A 20,676-nucleotide genomic window follows, 5' to 3' on the forward strand; every position below is an offset into this window, starting at 1 on the left:
ATGAGGGTATTGGATGAAAGCAAGGCATACTGCCGTTATTTAGAGGATATCAGTAGGATCCCGCATGGTTCTAAAGATGAAAAAGCATTAAGTGACTGGATTGTTGCGTTTGCGCGCGCGCGGGGCTTGTCCTGGTATCAGGACGACTGGCATAATGTAATTGTATATAAGCCGGCAGCAGCAGGATATGAAGATCATGCACCGCTGATGCTGCAGGCACATATCGATATGGTATGTGAAAAAAATCAGGATGTTGCGTTCAATTTTGAAAAGGATGCCCTGAAATTAAAAATTGAAGACGGCTTTCTGAAAGCTGAAGGAACAACCTTAGGAGCAGATGATGGGGCAGGGGTTGCCTATATGATGGCTATTTTAGATGATGCGGCAGCGAAGCATCCTGCTTTGGAATGCGTGTTTACCACCCAGGAAGAAATCGGTCTGTACGGGGCTTCAGGACTGGATAAATCTAAATTAAGCGCTCATCGCTTAATCAATTTAGATGGCGGCGGAGAGATTCAGACGCTGATATCTGCAGCCGGTGGTCTCAGCTGCTGCCTGCAAGCCGCGCCAAAACTTGAAAAGTCTGAGGGAAACGCTTATCAGATATCAGTGAGCGGCTGTAAGGGCGGTCATTCCGGTGGTGAAATTGATAAAGAACGGGTCAATGCCAATAAACTGCTGGCACGGATACTTCATGAATTGATGAAAAGCTTTGATGTTCAGCTGGCTTCTTTCAGCGGTGGACTAAAAGAGAATGCAATTCCAAGAGAAGCGCAAAGCGTAGTATTTTTAAATGCATCATTGTCTGCTGTTGAGGAAAAACTGAAACCGTTAATTCAAGCTTTGAAACAGGAAAATGAGGCGGCGGATGCTGATCTGACGATTGCGGCACAAGCAATTCAAGCTCCGCTCCAAAGCTATACCAAGGCTCAGACTAAGAATATTATACAAATGATGTTTTTGATGCCCAACGGTATGGTTCATCGCAATTTGGATTTGGATCAGCTAGTTGATGCATCCTTAAATATGGGGGTCGTACGCATAGATGAACACCAATGCAATCTGGAGATTTCCTTGCGTTCGGCTACCGATTCCATGCTGGATATGCTTGGCGATCAGGTTCGTGAAACCGCTGAAATCTTCGGATTTACGGCAGCCTTCAGCGCCCGCTATCCCGGCTGGGCGTTTGAGAAAACATCAGTACTGCGCGATCAATTAAAGACGGTCTTTAAAAATATGTACGGAAAAGAGCTAAAACTGGAAGCCGTTCACGGCGGTTGTGAATGTGGAATCTTTCGGGCAATGTATGATGATATGGATATTGTCACGATCGGTCCGATTACCAAGGATATTCATACCCCGCAGGAAGCGATGGATCTGGCCAGCTTTGATCGTACGTACGACCTTTTGACTGCCTTTCTTGAGGCTTTGTAATCATGCTGCAGACGGTTACGCGTAAACAGATGGCATTATTCTTTGCGGCCGTAGCGCTGCAAAGCCTTGCGGCAAATTTCGCTCATCCGATTACGCCGACCATCATTCAGGATCTAGGGCTGCCTGATTATATGTTCGGGCTGGCATTTGCGGGGATGTCTTTTACGTGTTTTCTATTTTCACCTTTTTGGGGAAAGATCAGCACCTTTTTATCCAGCCGCGCCGTACTGCTGATCAGTAATTTGGGGTATGCGGCAGGGCAATGGCTGTTTGCGGTTTCCACGACTGTAGAAACTATTTTAGCGGCTCGCCTGATTGCCGGTTTCTTTGTCGGCGGGGTGAGCGTCTGCGTACTGACGTATGTTATCAACTGCTCGCCGGTGGGAACACGCGCGAAGGATCTGACGATCGTGGCTACGCTGACAACGGTGTTTGCGGCATTCGGCTATATGGTTGGAGGGGTGCTAGGAGCGTATTCGATTCCTTTCACTTTTGCCTTACAGGTTGTACTGCTGTGTGTGTCAGGCGGCTGCTTTTACATCTGGATGAAAAATGATCAGCTCGATGAGAGACGGCCGACTAAGCGGGAACTGCTGAAAGAAGCCAATCCATTTATTTCCTTTTTGGAGGTCCGCGATCTTTTATGCAAGATCTTTGTGATTCTTTTTGTCGTAGTGCTTCTCTCCAGTATTGCATCCACCGCATATGACCAATGCTTTAATTATTTCATCAAGGATCAGTTCCATTTCTCCAGCGCCTACAATGGTCTGCTGCGGGCAATCGTTGGATTCATCTCTTTAGCAGCCAATGCGACAATCTGTATGTGGATCATTCGTAACCGCGATGTCAAGCATTCGCTGATCTGGATTTTTGCGGCCGGCGCAGTAACACTGGGGGCGATGATTTTGGTGGAGGATGTGATTCTGTTTATCATAATCAATTTGATTTTCTTCGCGATCAATGCAATTTACATACCGCTGTTACAGGATGTTGTCGCAAAAAGCGCAACTCATGAAAACAGCGGTGTGTTGATGGGCTTCTATAATGCGATCAAATCGCTGGGGATGATCTTCGGATCATTATTTGCAGGATTTATTTATGTATACGGGGCAAAGCTGTCCTTTCTGTATGCAGGAATCTTTTTTGCAATTTCGGCATTTCTGATGGTGTGGTACTGTCGCCACTTTAAGACAGAGAAATGAGGTGCTATATGGTAGAAGTAAAGACATTGAAAGAACAGATGCAGGTGATTGACAGCTTGTTTGAAAAGCGGCTGGATACATTGATCGAGCCGATGATGGAAGAATGCGGACTGGATATGTGGATCATTCCGGCAAAGGAATATAATGAAGATCCGCTTTTGAAATTTCTGACGCCTTCCGGCTTTCCTACGGCGAGAAGACTGACGATTCTGGTTTTTGCGAAAGGTCCTGACGGAGTTAAGCGCTATTGTGTAAACCGCCATTATCCGGAGCTGGATAAATATTATGAAAATCGTTGGAACGATGAATCAAAAACGCAGTGGGAAGCGCTGAGTGAACTGATTGAGGAATACGACCCAGAAACCATCGGTTTAAATTTCTCGGAGCATTTCGCGTATTGCGATGGTTTAACCAAAGGTATTTACGATGAGATGGTGGAGCATCTAAGTCAGGATATTGTCGATCGTTTCACCTCTGCGGAAATGATGGGGATTCGCTTTTTGGAAACCAGAAGTGAGGAAGAATGTGATCTCTATCCGGAGGTAATGCAGCTGGCGATCGATATCATCAGTGAAGCCTTCAGCCGTCAAGTCATTACTCCGGGAGTTACCACGACCAGTGATGTAGAATGGTGGATGATGCAGCGGGTCAATCGACTGGGCCTGCCGTTTTGGTTTCCGCCGACAATCGATCTGCAGCGTAAGGGCGTCGGTATGATGTTTGATACGGTTATTCAGCCCGGAGATCTTCTGCACTGTGATTTTGGTATCACGTACTATAATCTATGCACGGATACCCAGCGTTTGGCCTATGTGCTGAAACCTGGAGAAACTGAGCTGCCGCAGGATTTAAAGGATGCCTTCAAGGAAGGTAATAAATTTCAGGACATCGTTCGTTCTAATTACCAAATTGGCAGAACTGGCAACGAAGTATTCACCCGCTCAATCCTGGAAGCCAAAGAACAGGGCATTCGCCCAATGCTATATACGCATCCATGCGGTTTTCACGGTCATGCGGCCGGTCCTACCATCGGTCTGTATAACGAACAGCGTGCGATTCCCGTACAAGGTGATCTGAAGCTTCATGATCGCACGGCCTATGCTTTGGAATTAAATATCAAAAAAGAATTGGCCTGCTGGGATCACCAGGATGTTTCTATTTTCTTAGAGGAAACGGTATTGTATCGTGATGGAACCGTTTCGTTTCTGAACAATGGCCGAGATCAGATTTATCTGATAAAATAAGAGGGAGGTGAGGTATATGAAAAAAGGAATGATTTTGGTACTGACCGGAGCGAGCTCAGTAGGCAAAAATCTGATTCGTGACGAGCTCATGAAGGATGAGGAAATGAATTTGTTTTACTCGATTTCGGTTACAACACGTCCTAAAAAAGAAGATGAAATTGATGGCAAGGATTATTACTTTGTCAGTTATGAAACCTTCGCCAGTGCCGTCCGCAATCGTGAACTGTTGGAGTATACGGAGTTTGGCGGGTATTATTACGGAACCCCGTGCCAGCAGGTTGATTTTTTGATCAATCAGGGAAAAAATGTCCTGATTGAAGTTGAGGCTCAAGGAGTGGGACAGATCAAGCTGAAGCACCCGGATGCTTTATGTGTGTTTGTTATCCCGGAAAACATGGATGAATTGGAAAAACAGATCCGTCTGCGTTACAAGGATGATGAGACGACGATTCAGCAGCGCCTGAATAAAGCAAAGATGGAAATGGAGCTGCAGCCGCTGTTTAATAATGTAGTTACCAATACTGATGCTGCCGCAAGTGCTGCCACAATTAAAAAAGCCTTTCTGGATGAATGGAAGAAAGGATAACGGAAGCAGGAAAAAATCCTGCTTTTTCTTAGTCTTATAAGCGAAATGATAAATATAGATTATAAGCTTTTTAATAACGATTTGTTTTCTGAATCATCCTGAAGAAAAAGCTTAAAAAGACCATAAACAGGGATTCTATGTATGCTATAATACAAAAAAAGGAGGGATCGCCATGAGTACTATTATGCCGCTGTATGAGATTGTCTATCATGAGATTGTAACTGAAATCTATGTCGGCGGCTTGACTTTTGGTGATTATCTGCCTAACCTGAAGCGGCTTGAGGAGCAATATCAGGTCGGACGCAATACCATGCGCCGTTCACTGCAGCTGCTGATTGAAAACGGTTTTATCCAAATGACGAAAGAGAAGCGCTATCAGGTTATTTTTGATATGAATAACCCTCAGTATCTGGAACGCTATTACTATGAAATGGCTCAGCGCCGTGATGCGATGCAGGATGTTTTCTATAATCTGATTCTGCTAATGCCAAAGCTTGCTGAATTCAGTATACGAAACGGCGGAGCAGAGGGAAAGCGGGAGATCATTGACTCCTTGGATCGGGTAAATACTGTTGATTTTACCAATGGATTGGAATGTTTTGCGGTATTGAACCGCATATATCAGAATGCATTGGGAAAGGCGAAGAATCCCCTGGTGCTCAGTTTGTTTGAAGCACTGTTTTACTTTATCCGAATTCCCTATGAAAAAGGCAGAAAAGGCAGCTATGTGATGAAAATGGTGGCGCCGATCATCCATATGTATCTGCGCCGATTTAAACAGGCGCTGCTTCAGGACGATTATTTGTTTCTCAGTGATCAGATTATTCATTTCTGCAATCTGTTAAATAAGACGGTATCCCGCCATATTGATGAATTTGAAATGAATATTCCTCCCGATCAGCAATATGCTTTTGTGTGGCATCCGATGCAACAGCGGGAATATAGTTATGAACTGCTGATTGCAGCGATTTTACGAAGGGTAGGAACCTTTTATGAATTTGGACAGGAGCTTCCATCCTATCAAGAACTGGCGGATATATATTCGGTTTCTTTGAAAACATCGCGTAAAGCAATCGCAGTTCTGTCACAGATGGGCATTGTTCATACTGCCAATGGCCGCAAAGCGGTTTTAGCGGATCATTTTGAAAAAGTGGAGTCGATGCTTACATACGATGACACACTCCGCAATAAAATTATCAATTTTTTCGATGCGCTGCACTTGCTGTATATCACTTCAGAGCCTCCGGCCGCTGCCGCTATGAAAGAATTGGAAAACAGAAATGCTGTCTTTGTCATTCATCCTCAGCATCCCTATGTGCCATATCTCATTGCTGATGTGTTTGATTTTATTTATGGATTAATTCCATCTCCAGCCTTTCAAAATATTTATCAGGAATTGAAAGTGCTGCTGTCTTGGGGTTCTTTGCTTGACATGGTTCAGCGGTCAAGGAAATCTGTGCTGAAGCAGAGCGCAGAAAGCGTTGTTGATGCCATTCATAAAAATCCTGCACTTGTGAGCAATGCCTTTCAAAAGCTTCTGAGCGATGTGTATCATGAATTGGAGGCATGTGCAAAGGTGTATGAGATTAACGTACCGCATAAAATTGTATAAGCATCCTTTCCTTTTCCATACTAAGGGAAAGGAGTGACGATATGCTTACAATGATCGATCATAAAACAATGGGGCGAAGTGAAACGGATTGGCTGAGCAGCTGGTTTCACTTTTCTTTTGCGGATTATTATGATCCCAAACGCATGCAGTACGGAGATTTGCGAGTTGTGAACGATGATACGGTGTTACCAGGAACCGGTTTTCCGATGCATCCGCATCAAAATATGGAAATCATAACGTATGTTGTGGATGGCGAGCTAACCCATCGAGATCATTTAGGAAACAGGACGGTGCTGAAGCGTGGCGAAGTTCAGCTTCTGCGCTCTGGCAGCGGTATCCTTCATAGCGAGGAAAACTGCAGTAACGCGATGCTGCGGCTGATTCAAATTTGGATTGCTCCCGATCAGTTGGAATTGAAACCGGTCTATCAAGATTATCATTTTTCGTGGTGCGGCCGGGTCAATCAATGGATGCAGATTGCCAGTGATAAAAGTGGGGATGGACCGATTCTGCTTCATCAGGATATCCGGGTGCTGGTAACGATGCTAAGTGAGCATTCCTTATCTTATCAGCCTAAGCAACACCGTCAGCTCTACCTCGTCTGCATGGAGGGAGAAGCGATGGTAAACGGCAGAATTTTGAAAACGCACGATGCCTGCAAGGCGGTTGATGAACCGCTCCAGATTTTATCCAAACCGATTGCCCATCTGCTTTTGTTTGATATGAAAGCTGCGGATGATGAATAATTTACAGCTGTCGGCAAATGAAATAGCCGCGGCTGTTTTTTTGCTGCTTTACAAGGGTGCTTTGAATATGGTAACATGGGCGATATTAGGGCTTTTTCAGCTTTAGGAGGAAGTATGAGTATTTTAACGGTATCAAATGTATCGCATAGTTTTGGAGGCCGTGATATTCTGGAGAATGTATCATTTCGGCTGTTGGCGGGGGAGCATGTAGGACTTGTAGGAGCGAACGGAGAAGGAAAATCAACTTTTTTGAATATCATAACCGGCAAGCTGGAACCGGAGGCAGGTAAAGTTGAATGGTGCAGCCGCATCACCACAGGTTATCTGGATCAGCACACGGTTTTACAGCCGGGATTTAGTATCAAGCAGGTTCTGGAGGGTGCTTTTTCACATTTGTTTGCCTTGGAAAAGGAAATGCTGGATTACTATCAAAAAATGTGTAACTGCACGGAATCGGAAATGGAACAGTATTTGGAAGAAGTAGGGGTGATTCAGGATATTCTGGAACACAGCGGATTCTATATGATTGATGCCAAGATTTCTGAAGTAGCCGGTGGTCTTGGGCTCACAGAGATCGGTTTGGATAAGGATGTTTCTCAACTGTCAGGGGGACAGCGCACCAAAGTTCTGCTCACTAAGCTGCTGCTGGAAAATCCGATGATTTTAATACTCGATGAGCCGACAAACTATCTGGATGAGGAACATATCAAATGGCTTCAGGGCTATTTATCTAATTACGATAATGCGTTTATTTTGGTCAGCCATGATATTGAATTCTTAAACAGCGTAGTCAATATCATCTATCATGTTGAGAACTGTCAGCTGTCCCGTTATGTGGGGGATTATCAGCATTTCTTGGAACAGTCAGCGCTGAAAAAGCGTCAGCAGGAAGCGGCTTATCATCGCCAGCAGAAGGAAATTGACGATCTGGAGGATTTCATCGCTCGCAACAAAGCACGGGTTGCGACACGTAATATGGCGCATTCCCGGCAGAAAAAGCTGGATAAGATGGAGCGGATCAGCAAGCCGAAAGAAAAGATCAAGCCGATATTTGAATTTACTGGCGACCGCACCCCGGGACGATTGATTTTTGAAACCAAAGATTTGATAATCGGTTATCAGGAGCCATTGACCGCACCGCTTAATCTCACATTAAACCGTAATCAGAAGGTTGCTGTAAAAGGAGTAAACGGTCTGGGAAAAACTACTTTATTAAAAACCTTATTGAATATGATCGAACCGTTACAAGGTAAGGTTGAGGTTGATCCTTATGTATCGATCGGCTTTTTTGAACAGGAAGATGCAACCTCTTCAAAGAGCGCTTTGGATGACTTTTGGGATGAGTATCCTGCCTATACCAATGGTGAAGTGAGGGCGGCGCTGGCGAAGTGCGGTCTTACCACCGATCATATCGAATCGGCCGTCTGTGTATTGTCAGGCGGTGAGCAGGCAAAGGTTAGACTGTGTAAAATTATGAATCGTCCCTGCAATGTGCTGGTGCTTGATGAGCCGACCAATCATTTGGATGTGGATGCCAAGGAAGCGCTGAAAACCGCTTTGAAGGAATACAAGGGAACAGTATTGCTGGTATCCCATGATCCATCTTTCTATATGGACTTTATAGATGAGGTTTGGAATCTGGAAGCATGGACAACAAAAATTATATAGAAAGGAAATGAATATGGAACAGACAACACAAAAAAGGAAATTTGGATTATTGACCACAGTGGCCATGATCGTAGGCATCGTTGTCGGTTCCGGAATATTTTTTAAATCACCGCAGATTTTAAAGCAGGTGAACGGGAACATCCCGGTCGGCATTGCCGTATTCGGCGTTGCGGCAATCGGCATTATTTTTGGCGGACTGACCATTTCGCAATATGCACAGAAGGAGGATCATGTCGGTGGGGTCATTACCTATTGTGAAATGGCATGGGGGAAAACGATTGGCTATATCACCGGATGGTTTCAGTGTGTTTTTTATTACCCGGCGATCTGCTCTGTCATTGCTTGGGTTGCGGCGAATTATACCTGTGCTTTGTTTGGCTGGCCGAATCTGTTGATAAACGGTCAGCATAGCTGGCATGTCTGGGGTCTTGCAGTGCTGTATCTGATCGGCAGCTATTTGCTGAATTGCTTGTCTACGATAAATGCAGGAAGATTTCAGAATATCGCCATGTTTATGAAGCTGGGGGCACTGATCGTGCTGGCCGGCGGCGGTATCATATTCGGTGATCCAGCCGAAGCTATAACTCATTCCGGCATCTATGTCACCAGCGGATCGGGATTTCTATCAGCCTTGGTTGTCGTAATTTTTGCATTTGACGGATGGATGGTCGCTCCAAGTATTGCGCATGAAATCAAGAATCCCAAACGAAATCTGCCGCTTGCCTTGATGGCAGCGCCACTCATCATAACCGGCTTCTATCTGGCATATTTCATCGGGATCAGCTCAATGGCCGGAGCTGACTTTATCCTGGCCGGCCATGATCCGCTGCAATTAGCTGCTACTACATTGTTTGGGGTGATGGGCATGAAGGCTGTTATGTTTTTTGTCATCATATCCGTGTTGGGAACGCTGAATGGTTTAGTGCTCGGTTATATCCGTCTGCCATATGCGCTGGCATTAAGAAAAGAGATCGTCTTTTATCCTACTCTTGTAAAGGTACATCATAAATTTGATACACCGCTTTATGCGGCCGCTGCCGCTTTCCTGCTGACATTGCTGTGGATGCTGCTGCATTGGCTGTCAGTAGATGGAACAGCATTGTTTCACCTCACCCTGTTTCGCGGACTTGAGGTGGATAACCTGCCGATTGTTTTAACTTATGTGTTCAATGGGTTGCTGTATCTGGCCGTTATTATAAAGGGCATTGACGGACGCCGGCTGAACTGGCGGCAGCGCTATCTGTACCCAACCTTGGCATTGGCAGGGGCGTTGTTGGTAATGTGTATGGCGGTATCATCCAGCCAAAATTTAATGTCTATTTGATCATCTGTTTAATAGGTATTGCGGCTGGACTTCTGATACGCCCGAAAAGTACGAGTACATCATAAATCTCCTCCTAGCAAAATAGCAGGAGGTTTTTTATATTCTATATGCGCGATCATGACCGGATTGCTCAATATGGTAAAGCTTACAGTGCCGTAAATCAGAGGACTGCCCGCAGATGTTTCCAGCATGCTTGAAAATTTATTAATTTCAAGTATGATAAGAAAGAAGGAAAAGAGGACATGTAATGAAGAAAATTGTAGTTTTGAATGCAGATAAAATAAATTATGATCATAAGCTGGATCTGTCAGGGTTTGGTGAGAATACGGTTATCTATGGGGATACGCCTGAGGAGTTGATAATCGAGCGGATTCAGGGAGCATCGATCCTGGTAACCAAGGAGCTGCCGTTGTCAAGAACGTTGATTGAGCAATTTCCCGATTCGATAGAATTGATTTGTGAAGCGGGAACCGGTTATAACAATATTGATTTAGAAGCAGTCGAAAAGAAACAGATTCATGTCTGCAACGTACCGGCGTATTCCAGTGAACGGGTTGCTCATACGGTAATTATGATGATTTGCAATGCAAGCTCGTCGATGAAAAAACAGATGCGAATGCTTTTGGAAGGAGATCATCGTAATTTCACCGATCATTTAATGGTCGACCATGTTGAAATTAATGGAAAAACATTAGGTATTATCGGAGCTGGCAACATTGGCAAAGAGGTGATGAAAACCGCCTTGGCAATGGGCATGAACATTCTTGTATACACGCGTACACCGCAAAAAGACAGTGAACACATCCGCTATGTGGATCTAAATTCACTTTTAAAACTGAGTGATTATGTATCGCTTCACTGTCCGCTGAACGAGACTACCTACCATATGATCAATCAGAAAACCTTAGCACTGATGAAACCGACAGCTTTTCTGATCAATACATCACGCGGTGCTTTAATTGATGAGGAAGCGCTGTTGGAGGCACTGCTCAATCATCAGATTGCCGGAGCGGGATTGGATGTGCAGGAAATAGAACCGCCGCGCGAGGATCATCCGTTTTATAAAATGGATGAGGTAATTTTGACTCCGCATATGGGCTGGCGGGGGCTGGAAACAAGGCAGCGTCTGATCGATAAGCTGCTCGATAATATTCATCAGTATGAACGGGGAAATCCAATCAATATGGTTCTGTGAATATTCATGCGGATAACAATGGTGAATATAAAACCTTGTGTGTTATAATACATACAGTTATTGAAGGAGGTAACCGATGAAAATATTAGTAACCGGAGGTATTGGATTCATCGGCAGTCACACCTGTGTGGAGCTGCTGAAGGAAGGATATGAGATCGTAATTATTGATAATTTATATAATTCACAACTCGATGTGGTGGATAAAATCAACGCGATCACAAAAAAACAGGTTTCTTTTTATGAAGGGGATTGCTGCGACGCAGACTTTATGGATTCGATTTTTCAGAAGCATAAGATTGATGCGGTCATTCATTTTGCCGGTTATAAAGCAGTTGGTGAATCGGTGAAAAAGCCCTTAGAATACTATCGTAATAATATGCAGAGCACCTTTGTCTTATGTGATGTGATGCGCTCTCATAACTGTAAAAATCTGGTATTTAGTTCCAGTGCGACCGTCTATGGTGATCCGCAGCGTATTCCGATTGATGAGGAATGTCGATTAGGTCCGACGACCAATCCATACGGTACAACAAAATTATATATTGAACAGGTGTTGAAAGATTTGTATATGTCTGATCATGACTGGAATATTCTGCTGCTTCGTTACTTTAATCCGATCGGAGCTCACGAAAGCGGCTTGATCGGAGAAAGTCCCAATGATATTCCGAATAATCTGATGCCGTATATTGTGAAGGTAGCTGCGAAAGAACTGCCGTATCTTCACGTGTTTGGCAATGATTATGAAACACCGGATGGAACCGGCGTACGTGATTACATCCATGTCGTAGATCTGGCAAAAGGTCATGTCTGCGCAATTGATAAATTGCTGCGTGAGCATATTGGTGTTGACGCGGTGAATTTGGGAACCGGGAAAGGGTATAGCGTTCTCGATGTGGTTCATGCGTTTGCTTCCGCAAATCAAGTGGAAGTGCCGTATCAAATCGATCCGCGCCGTCCCGGAGATATTGCTGTTTGCTATGCCGATCCTCAAAAGGCAAAACAGCTGTTGGGCTGGCAGGCGGAAAAAAATCTGGAGGATATGTGCCGTGATTCCTGGCATTATCTGACAGTTACACATGCGAAAAAATGATCCCATTAAGGATCATTTTTTATATATTGGTGCTGCTGAAGCAATCGAAACTATGGATCGATCACCGTGTTTGTCCTGCCGATACCTACGACTTGATTTACAAGCCGGGTCCAGGTTCCGCAGCCGCATACACCATCGGATACCAGCCCGTTTTGTCGCTGATATGCCATCAGCGCATTTCGGGTATTTATACCAAAAGCCCCATCCAGAGTACCGGTAGAATAACCGAGCGCATTTAATGCATCCTGAAGGATGAGTACATAAACGCCGCGGCTGCCGCTTCGAACAACCGGATAACCGGCACTGCAGGCCGGAGGGCCAATGCGTTTGTCAAAGTGCACCCAAGTCGGTGTCAAGTTCTGTGGTTCGACATACACCCAAACACCAAGATCTTTCGCAATTTGCCAAATTCGATTGCGTTGAGCTGAAGTTAGTGCCTGACCGACATCAAATGCAACACCGGCATAATGCTGAGATTGACGTCCATGTCCGCCTTCCCATATACGCTTGAATGCATAGCGAAATGGAATGGGTCTCCCATAATTGCGCCGGGTTGCATTCCATGCTTCCATTGCTGCGTTCGTCGTCCACAGCACAGTGGATTTTGAGGAGCCGCGGAATTCCGATACCTTCATGGTATTACCGTAGACATACGGCATTGTATCATTTTCTGCAAGATAATAGACTTCCAGTGCAGTCGTATTTACATTATAAACAATTACCTTAGCCATCATTCCTCTCCTTTCATAGTATGGTATGCACGCATGTGTAATCGACAAGGGACAAATAACCATTCCTTTGTAAAGTCGGGTCAAAACATCAGCTGCCTACATATTCTGTAAATGGGGGGTGGCATATGAATCTCAGTGAAATGGCCTTACTGAAGGAATGTGAAATTCGCACACTGCATCATCAGGGCTCGATGAAGCGCAGATTATTGGATTTAGGCATCATGGAGGGGGCAAGAATCAAACCAATCCTGAGCGGAACGCATGAGGGTATGAGAGCCTATTTGATCAAAGGAACACTGATTGCACTAAGAAAAAGTGAAACCGATTTAATCGATGTAGAGAGTGTGTAAAGTATGATGCAGACAAACAAGTCTGCATTTTTTGTGGTCAAGGAGCAGCTTTCTTATCGTTGTTTGAACCCTTCGGCTTTCTTGTGTAAAGCTTATCTGATTTCTTTTTATAGCATGATATAAATATTGCATATGGAAAATCATGGGAAACTGTCTTATAATAGATTCGGTAAAAATGAAGGTGGAAGCATGGTCGTCAAATCAGCAATCAAAAATATTCAATCTGTTATCAACCATATCAATGTACTGATCGATCAGAAAGCTTATCAGGAAATGACTTCTGATATCTGTCAGCTATTTTTATATGCCAAACAAAGCCATGATCCTGAGGCCCTGACCGCGGCTCATTTTTATTTAGGCTATCAGGAATATGAATTAAATCATTATGAGTCGAGTATTCACGCCTTGCAGATTGCGATCGAGGTATCAGAAACGCATCAGCTGGAGGACTATATCATCCGCAGCCACAATATGATGGGAGCGCTATATGCAAAGCAGTCCGATTATTATAGCAGTCTTGAGCATTATCTTAGGGTGTTCTATATTTGCAAGGATCATCCGAAATCAAAATACAAGGCATCTATTTTCAATAATTTAGGCAGTCTGTTTTATGAACTGCAGGACTATGAATTCGCGCTCGACTATTATGAACAGGCATACACCGTCTGTATGAACGATCCTAATCAAGCTGAAAACAGTAAACCGATCATTCTCTTAAATATCATTGAAACGCTGACTTGTATGGAAAAATATGATGAGGTTATGCGTCGCTATCAGGAGGATGAAGCAATGCTGCTGGAGTACGACCTAAGCTTGACGAAATGCATGATTTTACTAACACAAGCGCTCAAGTTCCATTCACAGAAGGCGGATGAGCTTGCCTTACAGCGGATGGAAATATTTTTGAAGCTCAGTGAAGACAGTGATGATTATGACTATTTGTTCAAGGGCTATGTGAGAGCTGCGAATCTGCTTATTGACATGCACCAGGAAGCATTGGCGGTACAGACGGTCGACCGCCTGAATAAAATCCAAAAATTTACAAGGGTAAAGTTACAGGAATTACTGTTAAAGCGGATGTTGATTCGTTTTTATGAAGAATTTGATAAAACGGAACAATATCAGCAATCACTGGTGGAGCTGTATCGGCTCCTGGAGGAAATCGATCAAAGTGCAAAGCTGGTTTATCATAAATGCATGCGGCTGAAAATCAATCTGGAGCGGCTGACCTTTGAACAGCGGCAGATCATGAAACAGAATGAAGAACTGCAGCGCAGTGTAAACCTTGATCCATTCACGGAAATTTATAACAAGGTGTACGTGGAACAGCTGATCGAACAACACTTGCGGCAAGCTCAGCATACGCGCACTGCCATGCTGTTGATTGATATCGATATGTTTAAATGCATCAATGATACTTATGGGCATACGATTGGAGATTATGTTATCAAGGAAAGTGTTCGGGTGCTGCGTAATGCTTTACGCGCTGATGATATTGTCGGCAGGGTCGGCGGCGATGAGTTTGTCGTATTTTTTAATACTGTGTATTCAGAAGAACTTGTTTATGAGAAGGCGGCATTGATCTTGAAGCAGATCAGTAATGTGTATATCAAGGCGCGAAACGATGCAGTGACTGTAAGCATTGGCGTTTGTATCTGTGATCATGCGGCTTCATATCAGCAGCTGTTCGCCCGAGCTGATGAAGCACTGTATCGGGCGAAGGCAAACGGCCGCAATCAGTATGCGGTGTGGAAAGGGGAATGTGCGTAGACACATTCTTTTTTTATGGGCATGACAGTGGATGAATTATGCTCCCTTTTGTATACTAAGATCAGTACGCAAAGGAGAAGACTATGAAGATCATAAAACGAGATGGGAAAAGTGAAAGCTATCAGGATGAGAAAATAAAAAATGCCATCCGAAAAGCGTTTTTGCCCCAGGATGAATTACTTAAGGAAACCGAGCTGCAGGAAATCTGTAATGCCATCCGGTCATATTTCGATAACCGTAAAGCAGTGCCTACTGTTGAAAAGATTCAGGATTTGGTAGAAGAACAGCTCATGGAACGCGGCTTTTTCAAAGAGGCGAAGCGTTATATCCTGTATCGTGAAAAACGTACGCAGGATCGAACCTGGCTGCTTTCCCTGCAGGGGTTGTTTGCCTCTAAGCAAATCCACCAGACTTTGATGGAAACACAGCGGGCATATCCGCAGGAGGAGTATTCATTTCGCTTTCTTTATCTGAAGCTTCAGGCATTTTTGAAAGAGGGCATGCAGGATGATGAGAAGCTCAGCATGCTGATGAAGGCCAGCGTTGAGTTGATCAGTCAGGAAGCTCCTAAGTGGGAATATATCGCCGCCCGGTTTTTATCACTGGATATTCATCGTCGTATTGATGCGTATATGCTTCCCCGCGGGATTGACACGATGGCTAAAAAGATGCTGTATCTCGATGAATCAGGATATTTGGGAAAGTATATTCGGCAAAGCTATCGGGATGAAGATATTGCGGAGCTGGAAGCATATCTGAAACCGGAACGTGATCATTTGTTTACATACAGTGGCCTGGAGCTGGTCATGAAGCGTTATCTGATTACTTCTAATGCGCATGAACTGCTGGAAACTCCGCAGGAGATGTTTATGGGCATTGCGATGCACTTGGCAATTCCGGAAAAGCAGCGGGTCTATTGGGCCAAACAGATTTATGATATTCTGAGTACCTTGAAGGTTACGATGGCAACCCCGACCATGTCCAATGCCCGTAAACCGTATCACCAGCTCTCCTCCTGCTTTATCGATACCGTCCCGGATTCTTTGACCGGTATCTATCAGTCGCTGGATAATTTTGCCCAGGTTTCCAAATACGGCGGCGGCATGGGATTGTATTTTGGTAAGGTAAGAGCGGTCGGATCAGATATCCGCGGCTTTGAAGGAGCGGCCGGCGGGGTCATTCGCTGGATCAAGCTTGTCAACAATACCGCGACTGCGGTGGATCAGCTGGGAGTGCGGCAGGGTGCAGTAGCGGTTTATCTGGATGCATGGCATAAGGATCTGCCGGAATTTCTGCAGCTGCGCACTAATAATGGAGATGACCGTCAGAAAGCACATGATGTATTTCCGGCCGTCTGCTATCCGGACTTGTTTTGGAAAATGGCTGAGGAGGACATGGATCAGATGTGGTATCTCATGTGTCCTCATGAAATTGAAACAGTTAAGGGCTACTGCTTGGAAGACAGCTTTGGCGAGCTGTGGGAAAAGCGTTATCTGGAATGCGTGCAGGACTCCCGCATTTCCAAGCGGGCAATTTCATTAAAAGAACTGATTCGATTAATTATCAAATCTGCGGTAGAAACCGGTACGCCGTTTGCCTTTATGCGGGATACTGTCAATCGTTTGAATCCCAATGCTCATAAAGGCATGATCTACTGTTCCAATCTCTGTACGGAAATTGCTCAGAATATGTCTTCCATTCAGGAAATTGACAAGCAGATCGTAGAAGTTGACGGAGCAACAATTGTGGTGGAGCGAAACAAAGCCGGCGATTTTGTCGTATGTAATCTCGCATCGCTGATTCTGGGGAATATGAATGTGAATGATCCCGATGAATTGAAAAATACGATTCGGGTAACGGTGAGGGCGTTAGACAATGTGATCGATCTGAATTACTATCCGCTGCCCTATGCGAAAATAACCAATCAGCATTACCGATCGATCGGACTTGGAACCAGCGGCTATCATCATATGCTCGTAAAGCAGGGGATCGCATTTGAATCAGAGGAGCATCTCACCTTTGTCGATAAGCTGTATGAGGATATCAACTATTACACGATCGAGGCGAGCAGCGATTTGGCCAAAGAAAAAGGCCGTTATGATTATTTCGAAGGTTCTAAGTGGCAAACCGGTGAATATTTTGAAGAACGCGGCTACCGGGAGAAGCGCTGGAAGCTGCTTCGAGAACAGGTTCAAGAGCAGGGTATGCGAAATGCTTATTTGCTGGCGATTGCACCGACTTCATCAACATCGATCATTGCCGGAACCAGTGCAGCGGTTGATCCGATCATGAATAAATTCTTCATGGAGGAGAAAAAGGGAAGTATGATCGCTAGAGTGGCGCCGGATTTGAGTCCGAAGACATTTTGGTTGTATAAGAATGCCCACCTGATCGATCAGCAGTGGGTGGTAAAAGCTGCCGGTGTCCGCCAGCGCCATATCGATCAAGCACAGTCAGTAAACCTGTATATCACAAATGAATTTACCATGCGGCAGGTATTCAATTTGTATCTGGAAGCGTGGAAGCAGGGCGTAAAAACAATTTATTATGTCCGCAGTAAATCACTTGAAGTAGAAGAATGCGAATCCTGCGCATCCTAAGGAGGAAATATGAGCGAATTAAAACGAAAGGCCCTGTTTAATGCGGCCGGTGATATAGAAGTAACCAAACGCAGAATGATCAATGGCAATACGACCAATCTAAATGATTTCAATAATATGAAATATGCGTGGGCATCCGATTGGTACCGGCAGGCCATGAACAATTTCTGGATTCCGGAAGAGATCAATTTGGGTCAGGACATCAAAGATTATCGTCAGCTGTCCTTGGCCGAACGAACAGCATATGACAAAACGTTATCCTTTCTGATTTTTCTGGACAGCATTCAGACGGCGAATTTGCCTAGCATTGGAGAATATATCACTGCTAATGAGGTAAATCTGTGCTTAAATATTCAAACCTTTCAGGAAGCGGTTCATTCTCAGAGCTATTCTTATATGCTGGACAGCATCTGTTCACCGGATGAACGCACAAAAATCCTGTATCAATGGAAGGATGACAAGCATTTGTTGGAGCGTAATGAATTCATCGGCAATCTGTATAATGAATTTCAGCTTCACCAGGATGGTTTCCAGCTGGTAAAGACGGCCATTGCCAATTTTATTTTAGAGGGCATCTATTTCTATTCCGGATTTATGTTTTTCTACAATCTGGGCCGTATGGGAAAAATGCCGGGATCGGTGCAGGAAATCCGCTATATCAACCGTGATGAGAATACGCATTTGTGGCTTTTCCGTTCGATCATCCTGGAGCTTCAAAAGGAAGAACCGGATTTATTCACTTTAGAAAAAATGGATATTTATCGTGAGATGCTGAAAGAGGGAGTGCGTCAGGAAATCGCTTGGGGAGAATACATCATCGGCAATGATATTGAAGGGCTGACGATGCAGATGGTATCAGACTATATCAAGTATTTGGGCAATCTGCGCAGTACCTCGATCGGACTGGGTGTTTTGTATGAAGGATACGAAAAAGAACCTTCGACGATGGAATGGGTATCGGTTTACAGCAATGCCAATTTGATCAAAACTGATTTCTTTGAAGCACGTTCCAGCGCATATGCCAAATCAACCGCATTGGTGGATGATTTGTAAGTGTTTGACCCGCTGAAAAAAGCGGGTTTTTTCATGATTTTTTACAAATTGCTTGCCTATGCAACTAGTTGGTGGTATCCTAATAAAGGTTGCCTATGCAACTATTGAATAGGAGTACAAATATGGAAGAAAAAATGCGGGTAAACCGAACAATATCCATCCTGTATCGGCTGGGACATATGTATTTTGATCGGGATCTGGAGCCTTATCAGATCGGCAGCGGTCAGCAATTTTTTTTGCTTACGATCGGCAAGAATCCGGGGATCAGTCTCTATGAGTTGGCGCAGCACGGCTGCTATGATAAGGGAACGACGACCCGAGCGGTGCGCAAGCTGGAAGAGGAAGGCTTTATTCAGCGCGTGATCGATACGCGGGATAAACGCTATCATCAGCTTTACATAACAGAAAAGGCAGAACGTTTGATTCCAGTTATTGAACAATCGCTGGAGGACTGGAATGCTATCATTACCGATGGTTTGGATGAGAAGCAGCAGGAATCACTGATTCAGCTGACTGATCAGCTGGCAATCAATGCTTCCAAGGCGGTTATGAAAGATAGAAAGAGGGATAAAGAATGAGCGAAGCAAGCACCAAAAATATACTGGGCTATTATCCGGTAGGCAAACTGATGCGGATGTTTGCCCTGCCGGCGGTGATCTCGATGCTGGTAAATTCCATCTACAACATCGTGGATCAAATCTTTATCGGCTGGGGTGTCGGATATTTGGGAAATGCCGCTACGACGGTAGCGTATCCGATTGTAACCATTGTTTTATCAGTGGGTACATTGCTTGGGGCCGGAGGCAGTGCTTATGCGGCTATCAAGCTTGGTGAAAAACATGTGAAGGAAGCAGAGCATACGGTGACAACAGTTTTTATCCTGCTGGTTGGAGTGGGCATTATCATGGCCATCGGCGGATTACTTTTTTTAGATCCGATCCTGAAGCTGTTCGGTGCTACTTCAAACGTGATGGGATACGCGCGAGACTATACCTCCGTGATCCTGATCGGTGTGCCGTTTAATTTGATTGGTATCGGTATGTCCAATATGGCCAGGACCGACGGCAGTCCTAAGCTTGCGATGTACAGTGTGCTGGCCGGATGCATTCTGAATACGATCCTGGATCCGGTTTATATCTTTGTCTTCCACTGGGGCGTGTTTGGGGCAGCCGTTGCGACGATTACCTCACAGATTATTTCCGCAGTGATCTTGACGCATTATTTTTTCCGTAAATCAAATATGCGGATTCGTATCAATGCATTACATATTCATTTCAATATCGCCCGCAAGGCAGTTATTCTTGGAGTATCCAGCTGTATTACGCAGCTGGCCGCAACAATACTGCAGATCGTCATGAACAATTCTCTGGTTTACTATGGTGATCAGACAACGGTTGGCGGTGATGTAGCGCTGAGCGCGATGGGCATCGTTATGAAAGTCAGTATGATTCTTACCTCGATCTGTATTGGTATCGGAATCGGATCCCAGCCGATCCTGGGCTTCAATCGAGGTGCCAATAATCCGCATCGCATCAAGGAAACATATATCAAGGCAGTGACAATGGCTACCATTGTTGCGACGATCGGCTGGCTGCTGTGTATGCTGATTCCGGATGTATTATTATCGATCTTCGGTTCTAATGATGCTAATTTCTTTGCGTTTGCGCAGAAATGTATGCGGCTGTTTATGCTGGGAGTATTCTTTGCGGGATTCCAAATTGTTTCGACCAATTATTTTCAGGCAACCGGTCAGCCGGCAAAGGCTTCGATCTTATCCATGATGCGGCAGCTGATCCTGTTAATTCCGCTGATTCTGATCCTGCCGACGAAATTTGGATTGGATGGTGTTTTATATGCCGGTCCGATTGCGGATATCAGTTCCGGGTTGATTGTATTGGCGTTTATCATTCATGAAATGAAACGGTTGAATCGCTGGATCAAAGAGAATGACGACAAGGAAGAGGGTCAGCGTGAAACTCAGCCTGCTTAAATCTTGCTGATCATTGTCAAAAAAAGTATTGCACGGGAAAACCGTGCTTTTTTTATCCTTCAGGCATACCGGTTTCCAATT

17 protein-coding genes are annotated in these 20,676 nt (G+C 44.6%); 16 read left to right on the plus strand and 1 reads right to left on the minus strand.

The genetic code is table 11. From position 1 onward, the window contains the following. The 10 genes from pepD to galE all read left to right on the plus strand — a co-directional run bounded on the left by pepD (position 1) and on the right by galE (position 12,101). Positions 1-1,434: a beta-Ala-His dipeptidase gene (gene pepD / locus GSF08_RS05910; protein WP_160624913.1), complete on the plus strand. Its 1,434-nt coding sequence runs from the start codon at positions 1-3 to the stop codon at positions 1,432-1,434. 2 nt (positions 1,435-1,436) lie between these two features. Further along, a complete protein-coding gene (locus GSF08_RS05915) occupies positions 1,437-2,636 on the plus strand; it encodes an MFS transporter (RefSeq protein WP_160624914.1) in 1,200 nt (399 codons plus the stop codon). An 8-nt stretch (positions 2,637-2,644) separates the two neighbouring features. Continuing rightward, entirely contained in the window at positions 2,645-3,880 is a 1,236-nt protein-coding gene (locus GSF08_RS05920; protein ID WP_160624915.1) for a M24 family metallopeptidase, read from the plus strand. A 16-nt stretch (positions 3,881-3,896) separates the two neighbouring features. Beyond that, entirely contained in the window at positions 3,897-4,466 is a 570-nt protein-coding gene (gene gmk, locus GSF08_RS05925) for a guanylate kinase (protein ID WP_160624916.1), read from the plus strand. A gap of 172 nt (positions 4,467-4,638) precedes the next feature. Beyond that, the gene (locus tag GSF08_RS05930; protein ID WP_160624917.1) at positions 4,639-6,078 is read left to right on the plus strand and encodes a GntR family transcriptional regulator; all 1,440 of its coding nucleotides are present in this window, start codon (positions 4,639-4,641) and stop codon (positions 6,076-6,078) included. Positions 6,079-6,119: 41 nt separating this feature from the next. Next, positions 6,120-6,824, plus strand: coding sequence for a pirin family protein (locus GSF08_RS05935; RefSeq protein ID WP_160624918.1), 705 nt, complete (start codon positions 6,120-6,122; stop codon positions 6,822-6,824). Positions 6,825-6,938: 114 nt separating this feature from the next. Beyond that, positions 6,939-8,492: an ABC-F family ATP-binding cassette domain-containing protein gene (locus tag GSF08_RS05940; RefSeq protein ID WP_160624919.1), complete on the plus strand. Its 1,554-nt coding sequence runs from the start codon at positions 6,939-6,941 to the stop codon at positions 8,490-8,492. A 13-nt stretch (positions 8,493-8,505) separates the two neighbouring features. Continuing rightward, positions 8,506-9,816 (plus strand): APC family permease, encoded by a 1,311-nt coding sequence (locus GSF08_RS05945; RefSeq protein ID WP_160624920.1) that lies wholly within the window; start codon positions 8,506-8,508, stop codon positions 9,814-9,816. A 247-nt stretch (positions 9,817-10,063) separates the two neighbouring features. After that, the gene (locus tag GSF08_RS05950; RefSeq protein ID WP_160624921.1) at positions 10,064-11,011 is read left to right on the plus strand and encodes an NAD(P)-dependent oxidoreductase; all 948 of its coding nucleotides are present in this window, start codon (positions 10,064-10,066) and stop codon (positions 11,009-11,011) included. Positions 11,012-11,087: 76 nt separating this feature from the next. Beyond that, entirely contained in the window at positions 11,088-12,101 is a 1,014-nt protein-coding gene (gene galE, locus GSF08_RS05955) for a UDP-glucose 4-epimerase GalE (RefSeq protein ID WP_160624922.1), read from the plus strand. A gap of 50 nt (positions 12,102-12,151) precedes the next feature. Here galE and GSF08_RS05960 read toward each other — a convergent pair whose 3' ends face one another. After that, entirely contained in the window at positions 12,152-12,832 is a 681-nt protein-coding gene (locus GSF08_RS05960; RefSeq protein ID WP_160624923.1) for a peptidoglycan-binding domain-containing protein, read from the minus strand. A gap of 125 nt (positions 12,833-12,957) precedes the next feature. Between GSF08_RS05960 and GSF08_RS05965 the strand changes: the two genes are divergently transcribed. The 6 genes from GSF08_RS05965 (at position 12,958) to GSF08_RS05990 (ending at position 20,595) form a co-directional block, all read left to right on the plus strand. Then, on the plus strand, positions 12,958-13,182 hold the full coding sequence (locus tag GSF08_RS05965; RefSeq protein WP_160624924.1) for a FeoA family protein: 225 nt from the start codon (positions 12,958-12,960) through the stop codon (positions 13,180-13,182). Positions 13,183-13,371: 189 nt separating this feature from the next. Further along, positions 13,372-14,952: a tetratricopeptide repeat-containing diguanylate cyclase gene (locus GSF08_RS05970; protein WP_160624925.1), complete on the plus strand. Its 1,581-nt coding sequence runs from the start codon at positions 13,372-13,374 to the stop codon at positions 14,950-14,952. Between the two features lie 83 nt (positions 14,953-15,035). Further along, the gene (locus tag GSF08_RS05975; protein WP_160624926.1) at positions 15,036-17,552 is read left to right on the plus strand and encodes a ribonucleoside-diphosphate reductase subunit alpha; all 2,517 of its coding nucleotides are present in this window, start codon (positions 15,036-15,038) and stop codon (positions 17,550-17,552) included. 9 nt (positions 17,553-17,561) lie between these two features. Continuing rightward, complete coding sequence (locus tag GSF08_RS05980) at positions 17,562-18,605, plus strand: ribonucleotide-diphosphate reductase subunit beta (protein WP_160624927.1); 1,044 nt, start codon at positions 17,562-17,564, stop codon at positions 18,603-18,605. Positions 18,606-18,727: 122 nt separating this feature from the next. Further along, the gene (locus GSF08_RS05985; RefSeq protein WP_249805932.1) at positions 18,728-19,183 is read left to right on the plus strand and encodes a MarR family winged helix-turn-helix transcriptional regulator; all 456 of its coding nucleotides are present in this window, start codon (positions 18,728-18,730) and stop codon (positions 19,181-19,183) included. Beyond that, positions 19,180-20,595, plus strand: coding sequence for an MATE family efflux transporter (locus tag GSF08_RS05990; RefSeq protein WP_160624928.1), 1,416 nt, complete (start codon positions 19,180-19,182; stop codon positions 20,593-20,595). Before GSF08_RS05985 ends, GSF08_RS05990 begins: the two co-directional genes overlap by 4 nt. Positions 20,596-20,676 lie beyond the last annotated feature (81 nt).

The organism is Copranaerobaculum intestinale, from assembly GCF_009831105.1.
In the GTDB taxonomy this organism is placed as follows: domain Bacteria; phylum Bacillota_I; class Bacilli_A; order Erysipelotrichales; family Erysipelotrichaceae; genus Copranaerobaculum; species Copranaerobaculum intestinale.